Origin of the sequence: Streptomyces sp. P9-A2 (assembly GCF_036634175.1) — a bacterium.
Classification (GTDB): Bacteria; Actinomycetota; Actinomycetes; order Streptomycetales; family Streptomycetaceae; genus Streptomyces; species Streptomyces pratens.
The window spans coordinates 3,166,084-3,184,430 of the sequence record NZ_JAZIFX010000001.1 but is presented as its reverse complement, the minus strand read 5'-3'; the positions used below and the strand labels follow the sequence as shown (position 1 = coordinate 3,184,430).

Genomic DNA, 18,347 nt, shown 5'->3' with positions numbered 1-18,347 from the left:
CCAGGGGGTGCCGGGCACGCTGTTGGGTGTCTGAGGGCACGGCCGCAAGGCCCGCTCCTCGATGCCGACCCCGGTACAGCACCGCGCAAGCGGTGTGTGACGGGTGGTCGGTCGTTGTTTGAGAACTGCACAGTGGACGCGAGCATCTGTGGCCAAGTTTTTAAGGGCGCACGGTGGATGCCTTGGCACCAGGAACCGATGAAGGACGTGGGAGGCCACGATAGTCCCCGGGGAGTCGTCAACCAGACTTTGATCCGGGGGTGTCCGAATGGGGAAACCCGGCAGTCGTCATGGGCTGTCACCCATACCTGAACACATAGGGTATGCGGAGGGAACGCGGGGAAGTGAAACATCTCAGTACCCGCAGGAAGAGAAAACAACCGTGATTCCGGGAGTAGTGGCGAGCGAAACCGGATGAGGCCAAACCGTAGGCGTGCAAGACCCGGCAGGGGTTGCGCCTACGGGGTTGTGGGATCTCTCTTCATGGTCTGCCGGCCATGAGACGAGTCAGAAACCGTTGATGTAGGCGAAGGACATGCGAAAGGTCCGGCGCAGAGGGTAAGACCCCCGTAGCCGAAACGTCAACGGCTCGTTTGAGAGACACCCAAGTAGCACGGGGCCCGAGAAATCCCGTGTGAATCCGGCGGGACCACCCGCCAAGCCTAAATATTCCCTGGTGACCGATAGCGGATAGTACCGTGAGGGAATGGTGAAAAGTACCGCGGGAGCGGAGTGAAATAGTACCTGAAACCGTGTGCCTACAAGCCGTGGGAGCGTCGGAATGAGGCTTGCCTCATTCTCGTGACTGCGTGCCTTTTGAAGAATGAGCCTGCGAGTTTGCGGTGTGTTGCGAGGTTAACCCGGGTGGGGAAGCCGTAGCGAAAGCGAGTCCGAACAGGGCGTCTCAGTAGCATGCTCAAGACCCGAAGCGGAGTGATCTAGCCATGGGCAGGTTGAAGCGGAGGTAAGACTTCGTGGAGGACCGAACCCACCAGGGTTGAAAACCTGGGGGATGACCTGTGGTTAGGGGTGAAAGGCCAATCAAACTCCGTGATAGCTGGTTCTCCCCGAAATGCATTTAGGTGCAGCGTCGCGTGTTTCTTGCCGGAGGTAGAGCACTGGATAGGCGATGGGCCCTACCGGGTTACTGACCTTAGCCAAACTCCGAATGCCGGTAAGTGAGAGCGCGGCAGTGAGACTGTGGGGGATAAGCTCCATGGTCGAGAGGGAAACAGCCCAGAGCATCGACTAAGGCCCCCAAGCGTACGCTAAGTGGAAAAGGATGTGGAGTCGCACAGACAACCAGGAGGTTGGCTTAGAAGCAGCCACCCTTGAAAGAGTGCGTAATAGCTCACTGGTCTAGTGATTCCGCGCCGACAATGTAGCGGGGCTCAAGCGTACCGCCGAAGTCGTGTCATTGCAGCTATAGGGCCAACGCCCGCTGTGATGGGTAGGGGAGCGTCGTCTGCCGGGTGAAGCCGCGCCGGAAGGCAGTGGTGGACGGTTGACGAGTGAGAATGCAGGCATGAGTAGCGATACACACGTGAGAAACGTGTGCGCCGATTGACTAAGGGTTCCTGGGTCAAGCTGATCTGCCCAGGGTAAGTCGGGACCTAAGGCGAGGCCGACAGGCGTAGTCGATGGATAACCGGTTGATATTCCGGTACCCGCTGTGAAGCGTCAAACATTGAATCAGGCGATGCTAAGCCCGTGAAGCCGTTCCGGACCCTTCGGGGAAAGGAAAGTGGTGGAGCCGGCGGACCAGACTTGTAGTAGGTGAGTGATGGGGTGACGCAGGAAGGTAGTCCAGCCCGGGCGGTGGTAGTCCCGGGGTAAGGGTGTAGCCCGTCATCCAGGTAAATCCGGATGACATGGGGGTGAGACCCGATGCCGAGCCGATTGTGGCGAAGTGGATGATCCTATGCTGTCGAGAAAAGCCTCTAGCGAGTTTCATGGCGGCCCGTACCCTAAACCGACTCAGGTAGTCAGGTAGAGAATACCGAGGCGTTCGGGTGAACTATGGTTAAGGAACTCGGCAAAATGCCCCCGTAACTTCGGGAGAAGGGGGGCCATGTCCGGTGATCCGATTTACTCGGTGAGCTGGGTGTGGCCGCAGAGACCAGCGAGAAGCGACTGTTTACTAAAAACACAGGTCCGTGCGAAGCCGTAAGGCGATGTATACGGACTGACGCCTGCCCGGTGCTGGAACGTTAAGGGGACCGGTTAGTCACTCTTCGGGGTGGCGAGGCTGAGAACTTAAGCGCCAGTAAACGGCGGTGGTAACTATAACCATCCTAAGGTAGCGAAATTCCTTGTCGGGTAAGTTCCGACCTGCACGAATGGCGTAACGACTTCTCGACTGTCTCAACCATAGGCCCGGTGAAATTGCACTACGAGTAAAGATGCTCGTTTCGCGCAGCAGGACGGAAAGACCCCGGGACCTTTACTACAGTTTGATATTGGTGTTCGGTTCGGCTTGTGTAGGATAGCTGGGAGACTGTGAACCCATCACGCCAGTGGTGGGGGAGTCGTCGTTGAAATACCAGTCTGGTCGTGCTGGATGTCTAACCTGGGTCCGTGATCCGGATCAGGGACAGTGTCTGATGGGTAGTTTAACTGGGGCGGTTGCCTCCTAAAGAGTAACGGAGGCGCCCAAAGGTTCCCTCAGCCTGGTTGGTAATCAGGTGTTGAGTGTAAGTGCACAAGGGAGCTTGACTGTGAGACCGACGGGTCGAGCAGGGACGAAAGTCGGGACTAGTGATCCGGCGGTGGCTTGTGGAAGCGCCGTCGCTCAACGGATAAAAGGTACCCCGGGGATAACAGGCTGATCTTCCCCAAGAGTCCATATCGACGGGATGGTTTGGCACCTCGATGTCGGCTCGTCGCATCCTGGGGCTGGAGTCGGTCCCAAGGGTTGGGCTGTTCGCCCATTAAAGCGGTACGCGAGCTGGGTTTAGAACGTCGTGAGACAGTTCGGTCCCTATCCGCTGCGCGCGCAGGAGTCTTGAGAAGGGCTGTCCCTAGTACGAGAGGACCGGGACGGACGAACCTCTGGTGTGCCAGTTGTCCTGCCAAGGGCATGGCTGGTTGGCTACGTTCGGGAGGGATAACCGCTGAAAGCATCTAAGCGGGAAGCCTGCTTCGAGATGAGGACTCCCACCCACTTGATGGGGTAAGGCTCCCAGTAGACGACTGGGTTGATAGGCCGGATATGGAAGCACGGTAACGTGTGGAGTTGACCGGTACTAATAGGCCGAGGGCTTGTCCTCAGTTGCTCGCGTCCACTGTGTTGGTTCTGAAACCACGAACGACCCCACGTACTTGGCGTGGTGCGGTTGTTGTCTGTTTCATAGTGTTTCGGTGGTCATAGCGTAGGGGAAACGCCCGGTTACATTCCGAACCCGGAAGCTAAGCCTTATTGCGCCGATGGTACTGCAGGGGGGACCCTGTGGGAGAGTAGGACGCCGCCGAACAATTCTTGAATGGGAAAGCCCCGTGCCACCGGCACGGGGCTTTCCTGCGTTCATAGGACCCTTGGGTCCCTTTCCTTTTCCTTTCTGTTTTGTCTTCCCTCAGAGGCGTCCCGCTGTCTTCAGGGCGAGGTAGGCGTCTGCCAGGGCCGGTGCCAGGTCGTCCGGGGCCGCTTCGACGACCGTGACGCCGTGGCGGCGGAGCTGTTCCGAGGTGCGGTCACGTTCGGTCTGGGCCTGGGCCGCTGCCGCTGCCTCGTACACCGCGTCGGGGTTTCCGCGGGCCTTGGACATCTGGGCCAGGTGCGGGTCGGCGACCGAGGCGAGTAGGACCGTGTGTCGCTGGGTGAGCTGGGGCAGCACGGGAAGCAGGCCCTCCTCGATGGGCGCCGCGTCGAGCGTCGTGAACAGGACGATCAGGGAGCGGCGAGGGGCTGTGCGCAGGGCCGTGGCCGTGAGGCTTCGGGCATCGGTCTCGACGAGCTCCGGTTCGAGGGCGGCCATGGCATTGACCAGGGAGGGAAGGACATCGCCTGCCGAACGGCCCTGTACGAGGGCGCGGAGGCGGCGGTCGTGGGCGAGGAGGTCGACGCGGTCGCCGGCCCGGGAGGCGAGGGCTGCGAGGAGCAGCGCCGCGTCCATGGAGGCGTCCAGTCGGGGGACGTCGCCGACCCGGCCCGCGGAGGTGCGGCCGGTGTCGAGGACCAGCAGGATGTGCCGGTCGCGCTCGGGGCGCCAGGTGCGAACCGCTACGGCGGACTGGCGGGCCGTGGCACGCCAGTCGATGGAACGGGTGTCGTCGCCGGGGACGTAGGCGCGCAGGCTGTCGAACTCCGTGCCCTCGCCGCGGGTGAGGACGCTGGTGCGGCCGTCCAGTTCGCGCAGGCGGGCCAGCTTGGACGGCAGGTGCTTGCGGCTGGTGAACGGCGGCAGCACACGGACCGTCCAGGGGATGTCGTGGGCGCCCTGGCGGGCGAACAGGCCGAGCGGACCGTAGGACCGGACGGTGACGCGGTCGGCCCGGCGGTCGCCTCGGCGGGTCGGCCGCAGCCGGGTGGTGATGCGTCGGCGCTCGCCCGCGGGGACCGTGAGACGGTGGCGGGAGGCCGCCACCTCGGTGCCGGGCTGCCAGCTGCTGGGGGGCCAGGCGTCACGGATACGGGCCCGGAGCGGGCGACGGGACGTGTTGGTGACCGTCAGGGTGATGTCGGCGGTGTCGCCCAGGCGTACCGAGGTGTCGCCGGAGCGGCTGAGGCCGAGCCGGCGCACGGGGGCGGCCAGGGCGAAGTCGCAGGCACAGGCCACCGCCAGGGGGGCGTTGACGGCGAGGAGGCCCGTCCAGCCCGGTTCCCAGAGGCCGACGGGGAGAGAGCCGAGTGCCGCCAGGAGGGCGGCGCGTCCGGTGAGGGCCATCAGCGGGGGACGGGGACGTGGGTGAGGATCGCGTTGATGACCGAGTCGGTCGTGACGCCCTCCATCTCGGCCTCCGGCCGGAGCTGTACGCGGTGGCGGAGAGTGGGGAGAGCGAGGGCCTTCACATCGTCGGGGATGACGTAGTCGCGTCCCGTCAGCCAGGCCCAGGCGCGGGCGGTGGACAGGAGGGCGGTGGCTCCCCGGGGGGAGGCGCCGAGGGAGAGGGACGGCGACTCGCGTGTGGCGCGGCAGATGTCGACGACGTAGGCGGTGATCTCGGAGGAGACCGTCGTCTTCGCCACTGCGGCGCGGGCCGTTTCCAGGTCGGCGGCGGTCGCGACGGGGCGTACACCGGCGGCGCGCAGGTCCTGGGGATTGAAGCCTTCGGCGTGGCGGGTGAGGACGTCGATCTCGTCCTGCCGGGAGGGCAGCGGGATCGTGAGTTTGAGGAGGAAGCGGTCGAGCTGGGCTTCGGGGAGGGGGTAGGTGCCCTCGTACTCCACGGGGTTCTGGGTGGCGGCGACCAGGAAGGGGTCGGGGAGGGGACGGGGGGTGCCGTCCACGGTGACCTGGCGCTCCTCCATGGCCTCCAGAAGGGACGCCTGGGTCTTCGGGGGCGTGCGGTTGATCTCGTCCGCGAGGAGGAGGTTGGTGAAGACCGGGCCGGGCTGGAAGGAGAACTCGGAGGTGCGGGCGTCGTAGACCAGGGAGCCGGTGACGTCGCTCGGCATCAGGTCGGGGGTGAACTGGACGCGCTTGGTGTCGAGGTCCAGAGCGGCGGCGAGGGTGCGGACGAGCAGGGTCTTGGCGACACCGGGGACGCCTTCGAGGAGGACGTGCCCGCGGCACAGCAGGGCGACGGCGAGGCCGGTGACAGCGGGGTCCTGGCCGACCACGGCTTTGGCGATCTCGGCGCGCAATGCTTCCAGGGAGGCACGGGCGGCGGCCGGGTCCCCGGTGTGCGCGGCGTTGTCAGTGGTCGGGTCCATCATGGACGGCGTACCTCTCTTTCGAGGGCGTCGAGTCGGTCGGCGAGGGCTGTCAGGGCTGTGTCGTCGCCGGGTGGCGGGCCGAACAGGAGATCGTGCAGGGACGACTGCCCGTCGCCGTGGGGATGGGCGGACAGGGCGGGAAGCAGGGCCTCGGGCGTGTGCGCCTGGGACGCGGGGACGCCTACGAGGGGGGCGAGGCGGGTGCGGGTGGTGGAGCGCAGAGCGGTGGCCGCGCGGTCGCGGGCGTTCGCCTTGCGGTAGAGGCGGGCGCGGCCTTCGACGGTTTCGGAGGCGCGGATCGCGACGGGGAGCCTTTCGGGCACGAGCGGACCGAGCCGGCGTGCCCGCCACAGGGCGGCCAGGACTGCCGCGACGAAGAGCTGCGCGGTGCCCCAGATCCAGCCGGAGGGGAGCAGGTCGAAGAGGCCGCGTTCGCCTTCTTCGGAGGCGGCGGAGGTGTCGGCGAGTGAGGGGAGGTACCAGACCAGATGGGGGCGGGAGCCGAGGAGCTGGAGGGCGAGCGAGGCGTTGCCGTGCTCGTCGAGGCGGTCGTTGAGGAGGATGTCGGGGGCGCCGAGGAGGACCGTGTCGCCGGCTCCGGAGGCCGCCGGGACGCGTACGAGGGTGGCCAGGCGCTCGCTGGGGTAGCACTTGTCGGCGTCGAGGTGGGTGGTGGTGTAGCGGATACCGCCCGTGTCGGCGGCGCCCGCGCTGCGGGCGGCGGGCAGGGTGCAGACCGGGTCGAGGGTGGAGCCGAAGCTGGTGGCCGGGTCGGCGACGACGCCCGGGGCGAGCCGGTCGACGGACGTACTGCCGGCGGAGACCAGGACGGTGCGGCCGCCGGAGTCGGTGAACGTGGAGTGCAGTCGCGACTGCTGGCGGTGCGTCAGGAGGTCGGGGACGGCGACCAGGAGGGTCGTGTCGGGTTTCGCGGCGGCGGACGCCTCTTCCAGGGTGGTGACCACGCGTGTGTCCACACCGCGGTCGGCCAGGAGTTCGGCGACCGCGCGGCTGCCGAGGGGGTCGGCGGAGCGCGGGTCGAGTTCGCCGTGGTGGGTGTCGGAGCGGACCACGGCGATGACGACGGCCGCCACGACCAGCAGCGCGAGTGCGAGGACGACACCTCGGGAGCGGGCCCACACCTGGCGTGCGGTGGGCGAGGCCGAGGTGGAGGGGAGCGGTACCTCGGTCATCATCCGGCGGCTCCCTGGCGGGTGTTGTCGTCCGTGGTGCTGTCGCCGTGGTTCCGGTTACCGGCGGCGGTGCTCGGGAGCCGGGGTTTGGTCCGTTCCAGGTCGCGGTCGAGTTCGGTGATCTGCCGGTACGACTCTTCGGTCGCGGTGCGGCCGCCGTATGTCACGTCGTCGAAGCTCCGGGCCGCGGTGTGCAGCCCGCCGGTGTGGGCGGGCAGGGCGCGGCCGGCTTCCGCGGCGGCCTCGTCGGCGGTGCGGCCGGGGTGGATGTCGAGCAGAGCGCGTTCCTCCAGGGCACGGACCACGGCACGCATGCGTTCCTGGACGGCCTGGTTCCAGTGGCCCTGGACGGCGTGCGCCTCGGCGGCCGTGCGGTGTTCGGCGGCGCTGCGGGGGCGGTCGTCGAACAGGGCGGGAGCGGAGGCCGGCCCGCGGCGCGGGGTCCCCAGGCGCCACCACAGGGCTCCCAGCACGGCGAGCACGGCGGCGACGATGACGATCAGCCCGAGCGTACCGCCGGGCGCCGCGGTGGAGGCGGCGTCGAACAGTTTGCCGACCCATTCCCAGAAGGCGTTCAGGGCCCGCTGGAACCAGCTGGGGTCGTTCTCGTGGTACATCTGCTTGGACAGTTCGCGCCGGGCCGCCTCCCGCGCGGGGTCACGCGGGATGGTGACGGGCGGCTCGCCGTCACCGCGCAGCAGCGCCCGGACCGCGCTGCCGGCGGCTTCGGCCGGCGTCTGCGCCGATACGGGCATGGTGAGCACTCCCCCCGCGGTGTGCACCCGGTCAGCTCCCCGGGACGGTGCCGGGCCCGTAGCCCTGGACGCCGGCGGCGCGGCCCAGTTCGAGGTCGAGGGCCTCGCGGCGGATGCGCTGGTCGACGTAGAGGAGCACCGTGACGCCGGCCTGGATCGGGTACGTGATCATGGCCCCGACGACCGCGCCGACACCGGTGATGATGAGGAACGTCCAGCCGATGTCGCCGCCGGCGCTGTTGAGGAAACCGGTGACGCCGCCGTCGGTGACGGTCATGGCGATCACGGTGAAGGGGATGACGATGATCGACGCGACGAAGCCCGCGATGATCATCGCGAGCAGCTGGATGCCGAAGATCCGCCACCAGGAGCCGCGCACCAGTTTCGCGGACCGGCTCAGTGCCTTCAGGACGCCCTGCTTCTCCAGCATCAGCGTCGCGGAGGCCAGCGAGTAGCGGATCATCAGCCACAGGGCGACGAGGCCGGCGCCGAGGATGCCCAGAACGGTGAGCACCACCGCGCCCGCGCCGCCGACGGTGGCGGCCATGACGATGCCCGGCAGCGCGCCCACCGCGACGACGAACGTGGTGATGAGCATCAGCAGGAAGATCAGGCCGAACAGCCTCAGGATCTGGGGGCGGGCGTCGCGCCAGGCTTCGGCGGTGGTGACCGACGTGCCGAGTACGGCGCGGCTGGTGACGGTGGTGAGCAGGGCGGTGGCGGCGATGGTGCCGATCAAGGTGACGACATAGACGATCCCGCTGTTGATCAGGGAGTCGCCCATGGCGGCGGTCAGCTCGTCGAAGCTGGCGGACGGGTCGCTGAGGGCCGCGGAGCTGGGGCTGTCCAGGAAGAATCCCTGGACGAGGACGACGATGATCTCGGTGAGGACGGCGACGGTCAGCGAGATGCCGAGGACCGTGCGCCAGTGGGCGCGCATGGTGGAGACCGCGCCGTCGAGGATCTCGCCCACGCCGAGCGGGCGGAGCGGGATCACGCCGGGCTTGGCCGCGGGCGGGGGCCCGCCCCAGCCTCCTCCCCAGGACCCGTATCCGCCGGGACTGCCGTAACCGCCGCCGTATCCCCCGGGTCCGCCGTAGCCGGGTCCGCCGTAATCGCCGCCGTAACCGGGCCCGCCGGGGGGCGGGGTGCCCCAGCCCGGTGTGGGCGGTGGGGGCGGGGGAGCCTGGGAGGGGTCCGCAGGGCCCGTGGGGCCGGGCCGGCCGGTGGGCGCGGACCACTGGCTCGGCGGTTGCTCCTTCGACCAGCCCTGACCCTGTGGGGCGGGCTGCTCGGCGTTCGGGCGCTCTGCGGGCTCGGCAGACCCGGACGTGCCGGGCCCCTGCCCTTCGGAGGGGGCGGATCCGGGCGAAGCCCAGCCCGGAGTGTCGTTCATCGTCGCTCCTTCACGGTGCCCGTCCGCGGTCGCGGCGGCAGGTTCGCAGCCATCGTGTCATGGGGTGTTCCCCAACGGACCTGTCGGACCGGCCGAGGTGAGGACTGTGCCTTCAATTGTCGGCGTTCCAGGGGGCAGACTGGCCGCATGGCTGATCAGTACGCACACAGCGGCGACCACCAGCGGCCGACCGACATCCCGGTGATCCGCTGGGAGGAGCCACCGGAAGGACCCGTTCTGGTGCTGCTCGACCAGACCAGGCTGCCGGCCGAGGAGGTCGAACTCGTCTGCACGGACGCCCCCGCGCTCGTGGAGGCGATCCGCTCACTCGCCGTGCGCGGTGCGCCACTGCTGGGTATCGCCGGGGCGTACGGCGTCGCCCTCGCCGCCGTGCGGGGCTTCGACGTGGACGACGCGGCCGCCGCGCTGGAGGGTGCCCGGCCCACCGCGGTGAACCTCGGGGTGGGGGTGCGCCGGGCCCTGAATGCCCACCGGGGTGTTCTCGCCCGCGGCGGAGATCTCCGGGAAGCGGCCGGGGCCGCGCTGGCCGCGGCACGGCAGCTGCACCGGGAGGACGCCGAGGCCAGCGCCCGGATGGCCCGGCACGGGCTGGCGCTGCTGGACGAACTGATGCCCGGCGGCGGGCACCGGATCCTCACCCACTGCAACACCGGCTCGCTGGTGTCGGGCGGTGAGGGCACGGCGTTCGCGGTGGCGCTGACCGCCCACCGGGCGGGCCGGCTCAGGCGGCTGTGGGTGGACGAAACGCGCCCGTTGCTGCAAGGTGCTCGCCTGACGGCATACGAGGCCGCCCGCAGCGGCATGGCGTACACGCTGCTCACCGACAGTGCGGCGGGATCGCTGTTCGCGGCGGGCGAGGTGGACGCGGTACTGATAGGGGCGGACCGCATCGCGGCCGACGGCTCGGTGGCGAACAAGGTGGGGAGTTATCCGCTCGCCGTGCTCGCGCGGTACCACCACGTGCCGTTCATAGTGGTGGCACCGGTGACGACGGTTGATCTCCGCACACCGGACGGGGCGTCCATCGAGGTCGAGCAGCGCCCCGGCCATGAAGTGACCGAGGTCACGGCACCGCAGGTGTCGATGGCCGGAACCGAAGCGGGAGGCGGGATTCTTGTGGCACCCCTGGGGACCCAGGCGTACAACCCGGCGTTCGACGTGACACCACCGGAACTGGTCACGGCGATCGTCACGGAGGAAGGTGCCGTCTCACCCGTGACGGCAGAGTCCCTGGCCACACTGTGTGCCAGGTCACGCCAGGTCACGAATAGCTAATGGGATGATGTCGTTTATGAAGGGACGAGTCCTTGTCGTCGACGACGACACCGCACTGGCCGAGATGCTCGGCATTGTGCTGCGTGGTGAAGGTTTTGAGCCGTTTTTCGTAGCCGACGGTGACAAGGCGCTGGCCGCCTTCCGTGAGGCCAAGCCCGATCTGGTGCTGCTGGATCTGATGCTGCCGGGCCGGGACGGCATCGAGGTGTGCCGCCTGATCAGGGCGGAGTCCGGGGTGCCGATCGTGATGCTCACGGCGAAGAGCGACACTGTCGATGTCGTGGTGGGCCTGGAGTCGGGTGCCGACGACTACATGGTCAAGCCGTTCAAGCCGAAGGAGCTGGTCGCCCGCATCCGGGCGCGGCTGCGCAGGTCGGAGGAGCCGACGCCGGAACAGCTCGCCATCGGCGACCTGGTGATCGACGTGGCCGGGCACTCCGTGAAGCGGGAGGGGCAGTCGATCGCGCTGACCCCGCTCGAGTTCGACCTGCTGGTCGCGCTGGCCCGCAAGCCCTGGCAGGTGTTCACGCGTGAGGTGCTCCTCGAGCAGGTCTGGGGGTACCGCCACGCGGCCGACACCCGGCTGGTGAACGTCCATGTCCAGCGGTTGCGCTCCAAGGTCGAGAAGGATCCGGAGAAGCCGGAGATCGTGGTGACCGTCCGTGGCGTCGGCTACAAGGCAGGACCGAGCTGACATGTCCGGGGACAGTGCCGCTTCGGGCTCCGGCCGGTCCGGGGACCGACCGGAGCGGCCTGTCGGCCGGACGTCCCAGGGCCGTACCCCGGGACGTTTGCGCTGGGGGCGTCCCAGGGAGGGCGGGCTGCTCCAGGGCGGAGTCCAGGGCAGCCCGGTCATCCGCCTGCTCATGCGCTGGGTGCGCCGGCCACTGCTGCCCGTCATGCGGCTGTGGCGGCGCAACATCCAGCTCAAGGTCGTCGTCACCACGCTGCTGATGTCGCTGGGCGTGGTCCTGCTGCTGGGCTTCGTCGTCATCGGCCAGGTGCGCAACGGCCTGCTGGACGCCAAGGTGAAGGCGTCCCAGAGTCAGGCCACCGGTGGGTTCGCGGTGGCCAAGCAGAAGGCCGACGAGGCCGCGAGCGGCACCGGCGAGGACACGTCCACGGTGGACGGTCGGTCCTCGCAGAGCGTCATCCAGTGGATGAGCGACCTCGTGGAGTCGCTCTCCAGCGGTGGCCAGGGCGCCTTCGACGTGGTCACCCTGCCCATGGGCGACGAGAGCGGCGGCGGGCGCGGTCCGCGGGCCTCGGGGCACGTCGATCCGGCGGAGAGCGTACCCGGCAATCTGCGGGACCGGATCGACATCGGCACCGGGGCCGCGCAGCGGTACACGCGGATCGTCTACAGCAACGGCGCCGACTCCCAGCCCGGCCTGGTCATCGGCAAACAGGTCAACGACCCCAACGGTGATCCGTACCAGCTGTACTACCTCTTCCCGCTGACGCAGGAGGAGAAGTCGCTGAGCCTGGTCAAGGGCACGCTGGCGACCGCCGGTCTGTTCGTCGTCGTCCTCCTCGGGGCCATCGCCTGGCTCGTGGTGCGACAGGTCGTGACACCGGTGCGGATGGCGGCCGGTATCGCGGAGCGGCTGTCCGCCGGGCGGCTCCAGGAACGGATGAAGGTCACCGGCGAGGACGACATCGCGCGGCTCGGCGAGGCCTTCAACAAAATGGCGCAGAACCTGCAGCTGAAGATCAACCAGCTCGAGGACCTGTCGCGGATGCAGCGCCGGTTCGTGTCGGACGTATCCCACGAACTGCGGACACCGCTGACGACCGTACGGATGGCGGCGGAGGTCATCCATGAGGCGCGTGAGGACTTCGACCCGGTGACCGCGCGGTCGGCCGAACTGCTCGCCGACCAGATCGACCGGTTCGAGTCGCTGCTCTCGGACCTGCTGGAGATCAGCCGCTTCGACGCGGGCGCGGCCGCCCTGGAGGCGGAGCCGGTCGACCTGCGGGCCGTCGTACGGCGCGTGGTCAGCGGGGCCGAACCGCTCGCCGAGCGCAAGGGCACGCAGATCAAGGTGGTCGGCGACCAGCAGCCCGTCATCGCTGAAGTCGATGCCCGGCGGGTGGAGCGCGTCCTGCGCAACCTCGTCGTCAACGCCGTGGAGCACGGCGACGGCAAGGACGTCGTCGTCAAGCTCGCCGTGGCGGGCGGGGCGGTCGCGATCGCGGTGCGGGACTACGGCGTCGGACTCAAGCCCGGTGAGGCGACCCGGGTCTTCAGCCGCTTCTGGCGGGCGGACCCGGCACGCGCGCGGACCACGGGCGGCACCGGGCTGGGGCTGTCCATCGCCCTGGAGGACGCGCGACTGCACGGCGGCTGGCTCCAGGCATGGGGCGAGCCGGGCGGCGGCTCGCAGTTCCGGCTGACCCTGCCCCGGACGGCGGACGAGCCGCTGAGGGGCTCTCCGATACCGCTGGAGCCCAGGGACTCGCGGCGCAACCGCGGACTCGAGGACGCCGGCGCGTCGCGCGGCGGCGGGGACGGCGAGAAGCGGGCCACCTTGCCCGCGCCGCCCGCGGACACCCAGGGCTCGGCCCACGCGGCCCGCGATCGGCTCGGCCCGCTGTCGCCCGCCGTGACACCCACGGCCGACCCGACGGCGCTGCCCGGCAACGGCGCGCGCGTGGTGTCGCGGCCGGCCGCGGGCGCGACACCCCGGGAGGAGCCGGCGGGACCGGCAGCCGGGGACGCGGCGCCCGCCGACGCGGGTGCGGACGCGGGCGCGGAGATCGATGCCGGTGGCGGTGGGACTGCCGGGGACGTGGACGAACTGGATGAGCTGGACGATGTGGACGGTCTGGAAGGGCTCGACGGCTTCGGGGACGGGCAGGGGGGGACTTCACGTGGGCGGTGAGCGCGCAGGACGCGGCCGAAGGACGCCGGCACGGATGATCGCGTACGCCACCAGCGGTGCGGTGCTGCTGGCCGGGTGTGCCTCGATGCCCGACAGCGGGGATCTGCGGGGCGTGGAGTCCACGCCCCGGCAGGACGCGCAGGTGCGGGTGTTCGCGATGCCGCCGAGCAAGGACGCGTCGCCCCCACAGATCCTGCAGGGCTTCCTCGAGGCGCTGACGAGTGACGATCCGGACTACAGGACGGCGCGCCAGTATCTGACCGCCGAGGCGGCGGAGGCATGGCGGCCCGAGCTGTCCACCACGGTGCTGGCGGACGGTCCGGGCACGCAGGCGGACCCGCCGGGCCGGGAGGATTCCGGTGAGGTCTCCTTCACCCTGACCGGCGAGAAGGTCGCCACCGTGGACGCGCGGCAGGCGTACGCGTCCGCCACCGGGCCGTACAACAAGCTCGTGCATCTCACGCAGGACGCGAAGAGCGGACAGTGGCGCATCGACAGGGTGCCGCAGGGCGTCGTCATGGGAAAGTCGGACTTTCAACGCAACTACATGTCCGTCAGCAAGTACTACTTTGCCTCCAGCGCCGTGGGGGCCGCCGCGGACGGGCCTCCGATGGCGGTCGCCGACCCGGTGTACGTCCGCAGTCATGTGGAGCCCACCACCCAGATGGTGCGTTCCCTCCTGGGCGGTCCCACGGCCTGGCTGGACCCGGTCGTCAGGTCGAGCTTTCCCGAGGGCGTGGCGCTGCACGAGGACGCCGGACCGCTGACGGCGGACGACCGCGGCAAGCTGACCGTGTCGCTCAACGACAAGGCGGCCGGCACCGGCATCAGGCAGTGCAAGGAGATGGCCGCCCAACTGCTGTTCACGCTGCGCAACCTCAGCCCCGCCGTGGAGGAGGTCGAGCTGCGGGCCGACGGGAAGCAGCTGTGCTCGCTGAGCCAGGAGACCACCGGGACCGTGGCCGACCGGGGCTCGCTGAGCAGCCCCGACTACCTGTACTTCCTCGACGAGGAGCACGGGCTGGTACGGATTGCCGCCGGCGGCAACGGTACCCAGCCGTACCCGGTGCCCGGGGCGCTCGGCGAGGGCGGGACCCCGCTGCGGTCGGTGGCCGTCTCGCGGGACGAACGCACGGCGGCCGGGGTCGCGTTCGACGGGGGGAAGCTGTACGTCGGATCGATCGTGCCGGGCGGTTCGCTCGGGGAGCCCGTGCTGAGCAGTCGGGGCAAGTCCGAGGACGACCGGCTGACCGCGCCCAGCTGGGACGCGCAGGGCGGCCTGTGGGCGGCCGACCGCGACCCCGCCGATCCGCGGCTGTTCCTGCTCGAGGACGGTGCGGGCGAACCGCTGGAGGTGCGCACTCCGGGCCTGGACGGGCGTATCCAGGCGGTCCGGGTGGCCGCCGACGGGGTCAGGATCGCGCTCGTCGTGGAGAAGGGCGACCGGCGCTCCCTGATGATCGGACGGATCGAGCGGAGCGGGACGAACGGCCGGGAGGGACCGGCCGGGCCGGCCGAGAAGACCGGCGCGCGGCCCACCGTCACCGTGTTGCAGATGCGGCCCGCGACGCCCGAGCTGGAGAAGGTCACCGCCATGTCGTGGACCGGCGACAGCCGGCTCGTCGTGGTCGGGCGCGAGGAGGGAGGCGTGGAGCAGATGCGGTACGTCGAGGTCGACGGCTCCGTACCGGAGGTTCCGCAGCCCGCCGCCCTGACCGGAGTCGAGGCGGTCACCGCGTCCGCCGACGAACAGATGCCACTGGTGGCGCACTCGGTGGACGGGATCGTCCGGCTGCCGTCGGGGGCCCAGTGGCAGAAGGTGACGGAAGGGACCGCGCCGGTCTATCCGGGGTGAGCACGCGCCGGCCGGGTGTGCCGGGTGGAGTTTTCCACAGGGGTGGCCGGGTGCGGTGGGCCTTGGCACAGTGGGGTCATGCGGGGTTGGTGGCAGGACTTTTCCGACCTGGTGCTTCCGGCCGAGTGCGGTGGATGCGGCAGGCCCCGTGCGGTGCTGTGCGCCCGGTGCCGTACGGCGTTGAGCGGTGCCGCGCCTCGTCGGGTGCGGCCGGAGCCGGAGCCTGACGGTCTGCCGGTGACACATGCCGCGGCCCGGTATGCGGACGAGGTGCGCGCCGTGCTGCTGGCCCACAAGGAGCGCGGCGCCCTGGCCCTGACCCGGCCGCTGGGCGAAGCCCTGGCGGGAGCGGTGGGTGCGGGGCTGCGTGAGGCGGCGCGGCCGGGCCCGGGTGGGCCTGTGGGGCCGGTCCACGGTGACCGCGGCGCGGTGCTGCTGGTGCCCGTGCCGTCCGCGCGGCGGGCCGTACGGGCCCGTGGCCATGACCCGGCCCTGCGGATCGCCCGGGCGGCGGCGGGTGTGCTGCGGCGGCAAGGGGTACCCGCTTCGGTGCTTCCCGCGCTGCGGCAGCGGCGGAACGTGGCCGACCAGTCGGGACTCGACGCCCGGCAGAGGCTGGCCAATCTCGCCGGCGCGCTGGCGGTGGCGCCGGGCTGTGGCCGGTTGTTGCGCGGTGGGCAGGTCGTTCTCGTGGACGACCTGATGACCACGGGGGCGTCGCTGGCGGAGGCCGCGCGGGCGGTGCGGACCGCACTGTGGGCCGCGGACGCGGTGGACCACCCGATGTCTGCCGGGCCGCGCCCGCGGACGGGTACGTACCTCTGTACGGAGGTCCGTACGGAGGTACGCACGGAAGTGGGTGCGCAGGTGCGGGCACAAGCGGATCTCAGGGCCGATTCGAGTATTTCGGCGCCCGCGCTCGTGTACAGGGGTGGAAGGTGGGAAAGGAGAGGGGAACAACAAAACAGACCGGATCACGTGAGGGCGGGCCGGAGGCCCGGCCGGTCAGTGGGTACGACGGGTACGGACAGGGCCGACCGGCCCATTGACGTGAAGTGCGCTGCGGTTGTTGCGACTTCACCGGATTCTTTCGAAATAAACCGGAACTGATGGGGAACTTGCATCGTTGCAGGTAGTGAGAGTGTAAATTCACCTGAACGGAGGTACGCGGTAGGAGAGGGTGACGACATCCGTCCGGGCGAGATATGTTCGGTCATGAGGGAAAGCCGCAGGCCACACCTCTTGAATCCGAATGCCGTGCTGCGGGTTTTTTATAATCACCCGGGCCGGTGGGCCGGAGATCTCGCCCATGGGGGAGGAGGCGGAAGTCACCGAGTCCGAGGTTCCGGGGCTGGCCGGAGCCTGGTGCAAAAGGGAGACGCTCCGCACCGAGGCGGAGTGATCCGGGAACGGAGTTCTGCGTGGACATCGTCGTCAAGGGCCGCAAGACCGAGGTGCCCGAGCGGTTCCGGAAGCACGTGGCCGAGAAGCTGAAGCTGGAGAAGATCCAGAAGCTCGACGGCAAGGTGATCAGCCTGGACGTCGAGGTGTCCAAGGAGCCCAACCCCCGACAGGCCGACCGCAGCGCCCGAGTGGAGATCACGCTCCACTCCCGCGGTCCGGTGATCCGGGCAGAGGCGGCGGCGGGTGACCCGTACGCGGCGCTCGACCTGGCAGCGGAGAAGCTGGACGCCCGGCTGCGCAAGCAGCACGACAAGCGTTACTCGCGGCGCGGAGCGCGCAGGATCTCGGCAGCGGAGGTCCCCGACCACGTCCCCGACGCGGCGACACTCAACGGGACGGGGGCACAGCTCTCCGAAGGGAATTCGGAAGCCGTCCCCACCAAGAAGATCGGCTCGCTGGAGGTGCAGGGCGAAGGGCCCCTCATCGTCCGCGAGAAGACCCACGTGGCTGCCCCCATGACCCTGGACCAGGCGCTCTACGAGATGGAGCTGGTCGGGCACGACTTCTATCTGTTCGTCGACTCCGAGACCAAGGAACCCAGTGTCGTCTACCGACGGCACGCCTACGACTACGGCGTGATCCACCTCAGCACGGACACCATGGTCACGCAGCCGCATGCCCCCGAGGCGGGCGGAACGCTCGGCGGCTGACCGAGCCGGGTCACAGTTGGACCGGTGCCCCTGGTGCGCGCATGTGCGCCCCCAGGGGCACCGCTGTGCGACCGCTTCGCACCCTGCGCTGTCACCCCGGTGCCGTCCGGGCATGGAATCATGGCGGCAACGGCCCAAACGGTGGGCAGTTGCCTTGCGTTGGCGATGGCTCAGAACCACAGGCCACAGCCTTCAGGGGGAGGAACGATGGCGGACAGCTTCGGACCGATGCGTGGAGAGGACTCCGGCCACGACGGCACCGGCATGGGGCCGGACGCGGGCTCCAGGTACGGGGAGCCGGTGAAGGAGCCGGACCGGGAGCCGATCAGGGTCCTCGTGGTGGACGACCACGCGCTGTTCCGCCGCGGCCTGGAGATCGTGCTCGCGGCCGAGGAGGACATCCAGGTCGTCGGCGAGGCGGGGGACGGCGCGGAAGCGGTGGAGAAGGCCGCCGACCTGCTGCCGGACATCGTCCTGATGGATGTGCGGATGCCCAAGAGGGGCGGTATCGAGGCGTGCACCTCCATCAAGGAGGTGGCCCCCAGTGCGAAAATCATCATGCTGACGATCAGCGACGAGGAAGCCGACCTCTACGACGCCATCAAGGCGGGCGCGACCGGTTACCTCCTCAAGGAGATCTCCACGGACGAGGTGGCCACCGCCATCCGGGCGGTGGCCGACGGACAGTCGCAGATCAGTCCGTCCATGGCGTCGAAGCTGCTCACCGAGTTCAAGTCGATGATCCAGCGCACCGACGAGCGCCGGCTTGTGCCCGCGCCCCGGCTGACGGACCGTGAACTCGAAGTCCTCAAGCTCGTCGCCACGGGGATGAACAACCGGGACATCGCCAAGGAGCTGTTCATCTCCGAGAACACCGTGAAGAACCATGTGCGCAACATCCTGGAGAAGCTGCAGCTGCACTCCAGGATGGAGGCGGTGGTCTACGCGATGCGGGAGAAGATCCTCGAGATCCGCTGA

General features: G+C 69.0%; 12 protein-coding genes and 2 rRNA genes. 9 read left to right on the top strand and 5 right to left on the bottom strand.

What is annotated here, in order from left to right:
- Positions 1 to 150: 150 nt before the first annotated feature.
- Positions 151 to 3,269: ribosomal RNA gene (locus tag V4Y04_RS14350) — 23S ribosomal RNA — on the top strand.
- 87 nt (positions 3,270 to 3,356) lie between these two features.
- Positions 3,357 to 3,473 (top strand): 5S ribosomal RNA (gene rrf / locus V4Y04_RS14345).
- 99 nt (positions 3,474 to 3,572) lie between these two features.
- Here the strand turns inward: rrf and V4Y04_RS14340 are convergent.
- The 5 genes from V4Y04_RS14340 to V4Y04_RS14320 are packed head-to-tail and all read right to left on the bottom strand — an operon-like array spanning position 3,573 to position 9,219.
- Positions 3,573 to 4,883, bottom strand: coding sequence for a DUF58 domain-containing protein (locus V4Y04_RS14340; protein ID WP_332428230.1), 1,311 nt, complete (start codon positions 4,881 to 4,883; stop codon positions 3,573 to 3,575).
- Positions 4,883 to 5,872, bottom strand: a complete 990-nt coding sequence (locus tag V4Y04_RS14335) for an AAA family ATPase (protein ID WP_332428228.1) — start codon at positions 5,870 to 5,872, stop codon at positions 4,883 to 4,885. Before V4Y04_RS14335 ends, V4Y04_RS14340 begins: the two co-directional genes overlap by 1 nt.
- Entirely contained in the window at positions 5,872 to 7,071 is a 1,200-nt protein-coding gene (locus V4Y04_RS14330) for a DUF4350 domain-containing protein (protein WP_332428227.1), read from the bottom strand. The genes V4Y04_RS14335 and V4Y04_RS14330 overlap by 1 nt, the downstream gene beginning before the upstream one ends.
- Complete coding sequence (locus tag V4Y04_RS14325; RefSeq protein WP_332428225.1) at positions 7,068 to 7,823, bottom strand: DUF4129 domain-containing protein; 756 nt, start codon at positions 7,821 to 7,823, stop codon at positions 7,068 to 7,070. The genes V4Y04_RS14330 and V4Y04_RS14325 overlap by 4 nt, the downstream gene beginning before the upstream one ends.
- 31 nt (positions 7,824 to 7,854) lie before the next feature.
- Positions 7,855 to 9,219 (bottom strand): DUF7544 domain-containing protein, encoded by a 1,365-nt coding sequence (locus tag V4Y04_RS14320; RefSeq protein WP_332428224.1) that lies wholly within the window; start codon positions 9,217 to 9,219, stop codon positions 7,855 to 7,857.
- A gap of 147 nt (positions 9,220 to 9,366) precedes the next feature.
- On the opposite strand from V4Y04_RS14320, the gene mtnA reads away from it, so the two are divergent.
- The 7 genes from mtnA to V4Y04_RS14285 all read left to right on the top strand — a co-directional run bounded on the left by mtnA (position 9,367) and on the right by V4Y04_RS14285 (position 18,347).
- Complete coding sequence (gene mtnA, locus V4Y04_RS14315) at positions 9,367 to 10,515, top strand: S-methyl-5-thioribose-1-phosphate isomerase (RefSeq protein WP_332428223.1); 1,149 nt, start codon at positions 9,367 to 9,369, stop codon at positions 10,513 to 10,515.
- Positions 10,516 to 10,519: 4 nt separating this feature from the next.
- Positions 10,520 to 11,209: a two-component system response regulator MtrA gene (gene mtrA / locus V4Y04_RS14310; protein ID WP_332428221.1), complete on the top strand. Its 690-nt coding sequence runs from the start codon at positions 10,520 to 10,522 to the stop codon at positions 11,207 to 11,209.
- A 1-nt stretch (position 11,210) separates the two neighbouring features.
- Positions 11,211 to 13,400 carry an MtrAB system histidine kinase MtrB gene (gene mtrB / locus V4Y04_RS14305; RefSeq protein WP_332428220.1) on the top strand — a complete coding sequence of 730 codons (2,190 nt, stop codon included), beginning with the start codon at positions 11,211 to 11,213 and terminating at the stop codon, positions 13,398 to 13,400.
- Complete coding sequence (locus V4Y04_RS14300) at positions 13,390 to 15,255, top strand: LpqB family beta-propeller domain-containing protein (RefSeq protein WP_332428219.1); 1,866 nt, start codon at positions 13,390 to 13,392, stop codon at positions 15,253 to 15,255. Before mtrB ends, V4Y04_RS14300 begins: the two co-directional genes overlap by 11 nt.
- A gap of 78 nt (positions 15,256 to 15,333) precedes the next feature.
- Positions 15,334 to 16,365, top strand: coding sequence for a ComF family protein (locus V4Y04_RS14295; protein WP_332428217.1), 1,032 nt, complete (start codon positions 15,334 to 15,336; stop codon positions 16,363 to 16,365).
- A 311-nt stretch (positions 16,366 to 16,676) separates the two neighbouring features.
- Positions 16,677 to 17,369 (top strand): ribosome hibernation-promoting factor, HPF/YfiA family, encoded by a 693-nt coding sequence (hpf, locus tag V4Y04_RS14290; RefSeq protein ID WP_332428215.1) that lies wholly within the window; start codon positions 16,677 to 16,679, stop codon positions 17,367 to 17,369.
- 207 nt (positions 17,370 to 17,576) lie between these two features.
- Positions 17,577 to 18,347: a response regulator transcription factor gene (locus tag V4Y04_RS14285; RefSeq protein ID WP_332428214.1), complete on the top strand. Its 771-nt coding sequence runs from the start codon at positions 17,577 to 17,579 to the stop codon at positions 18,345 to 18,347.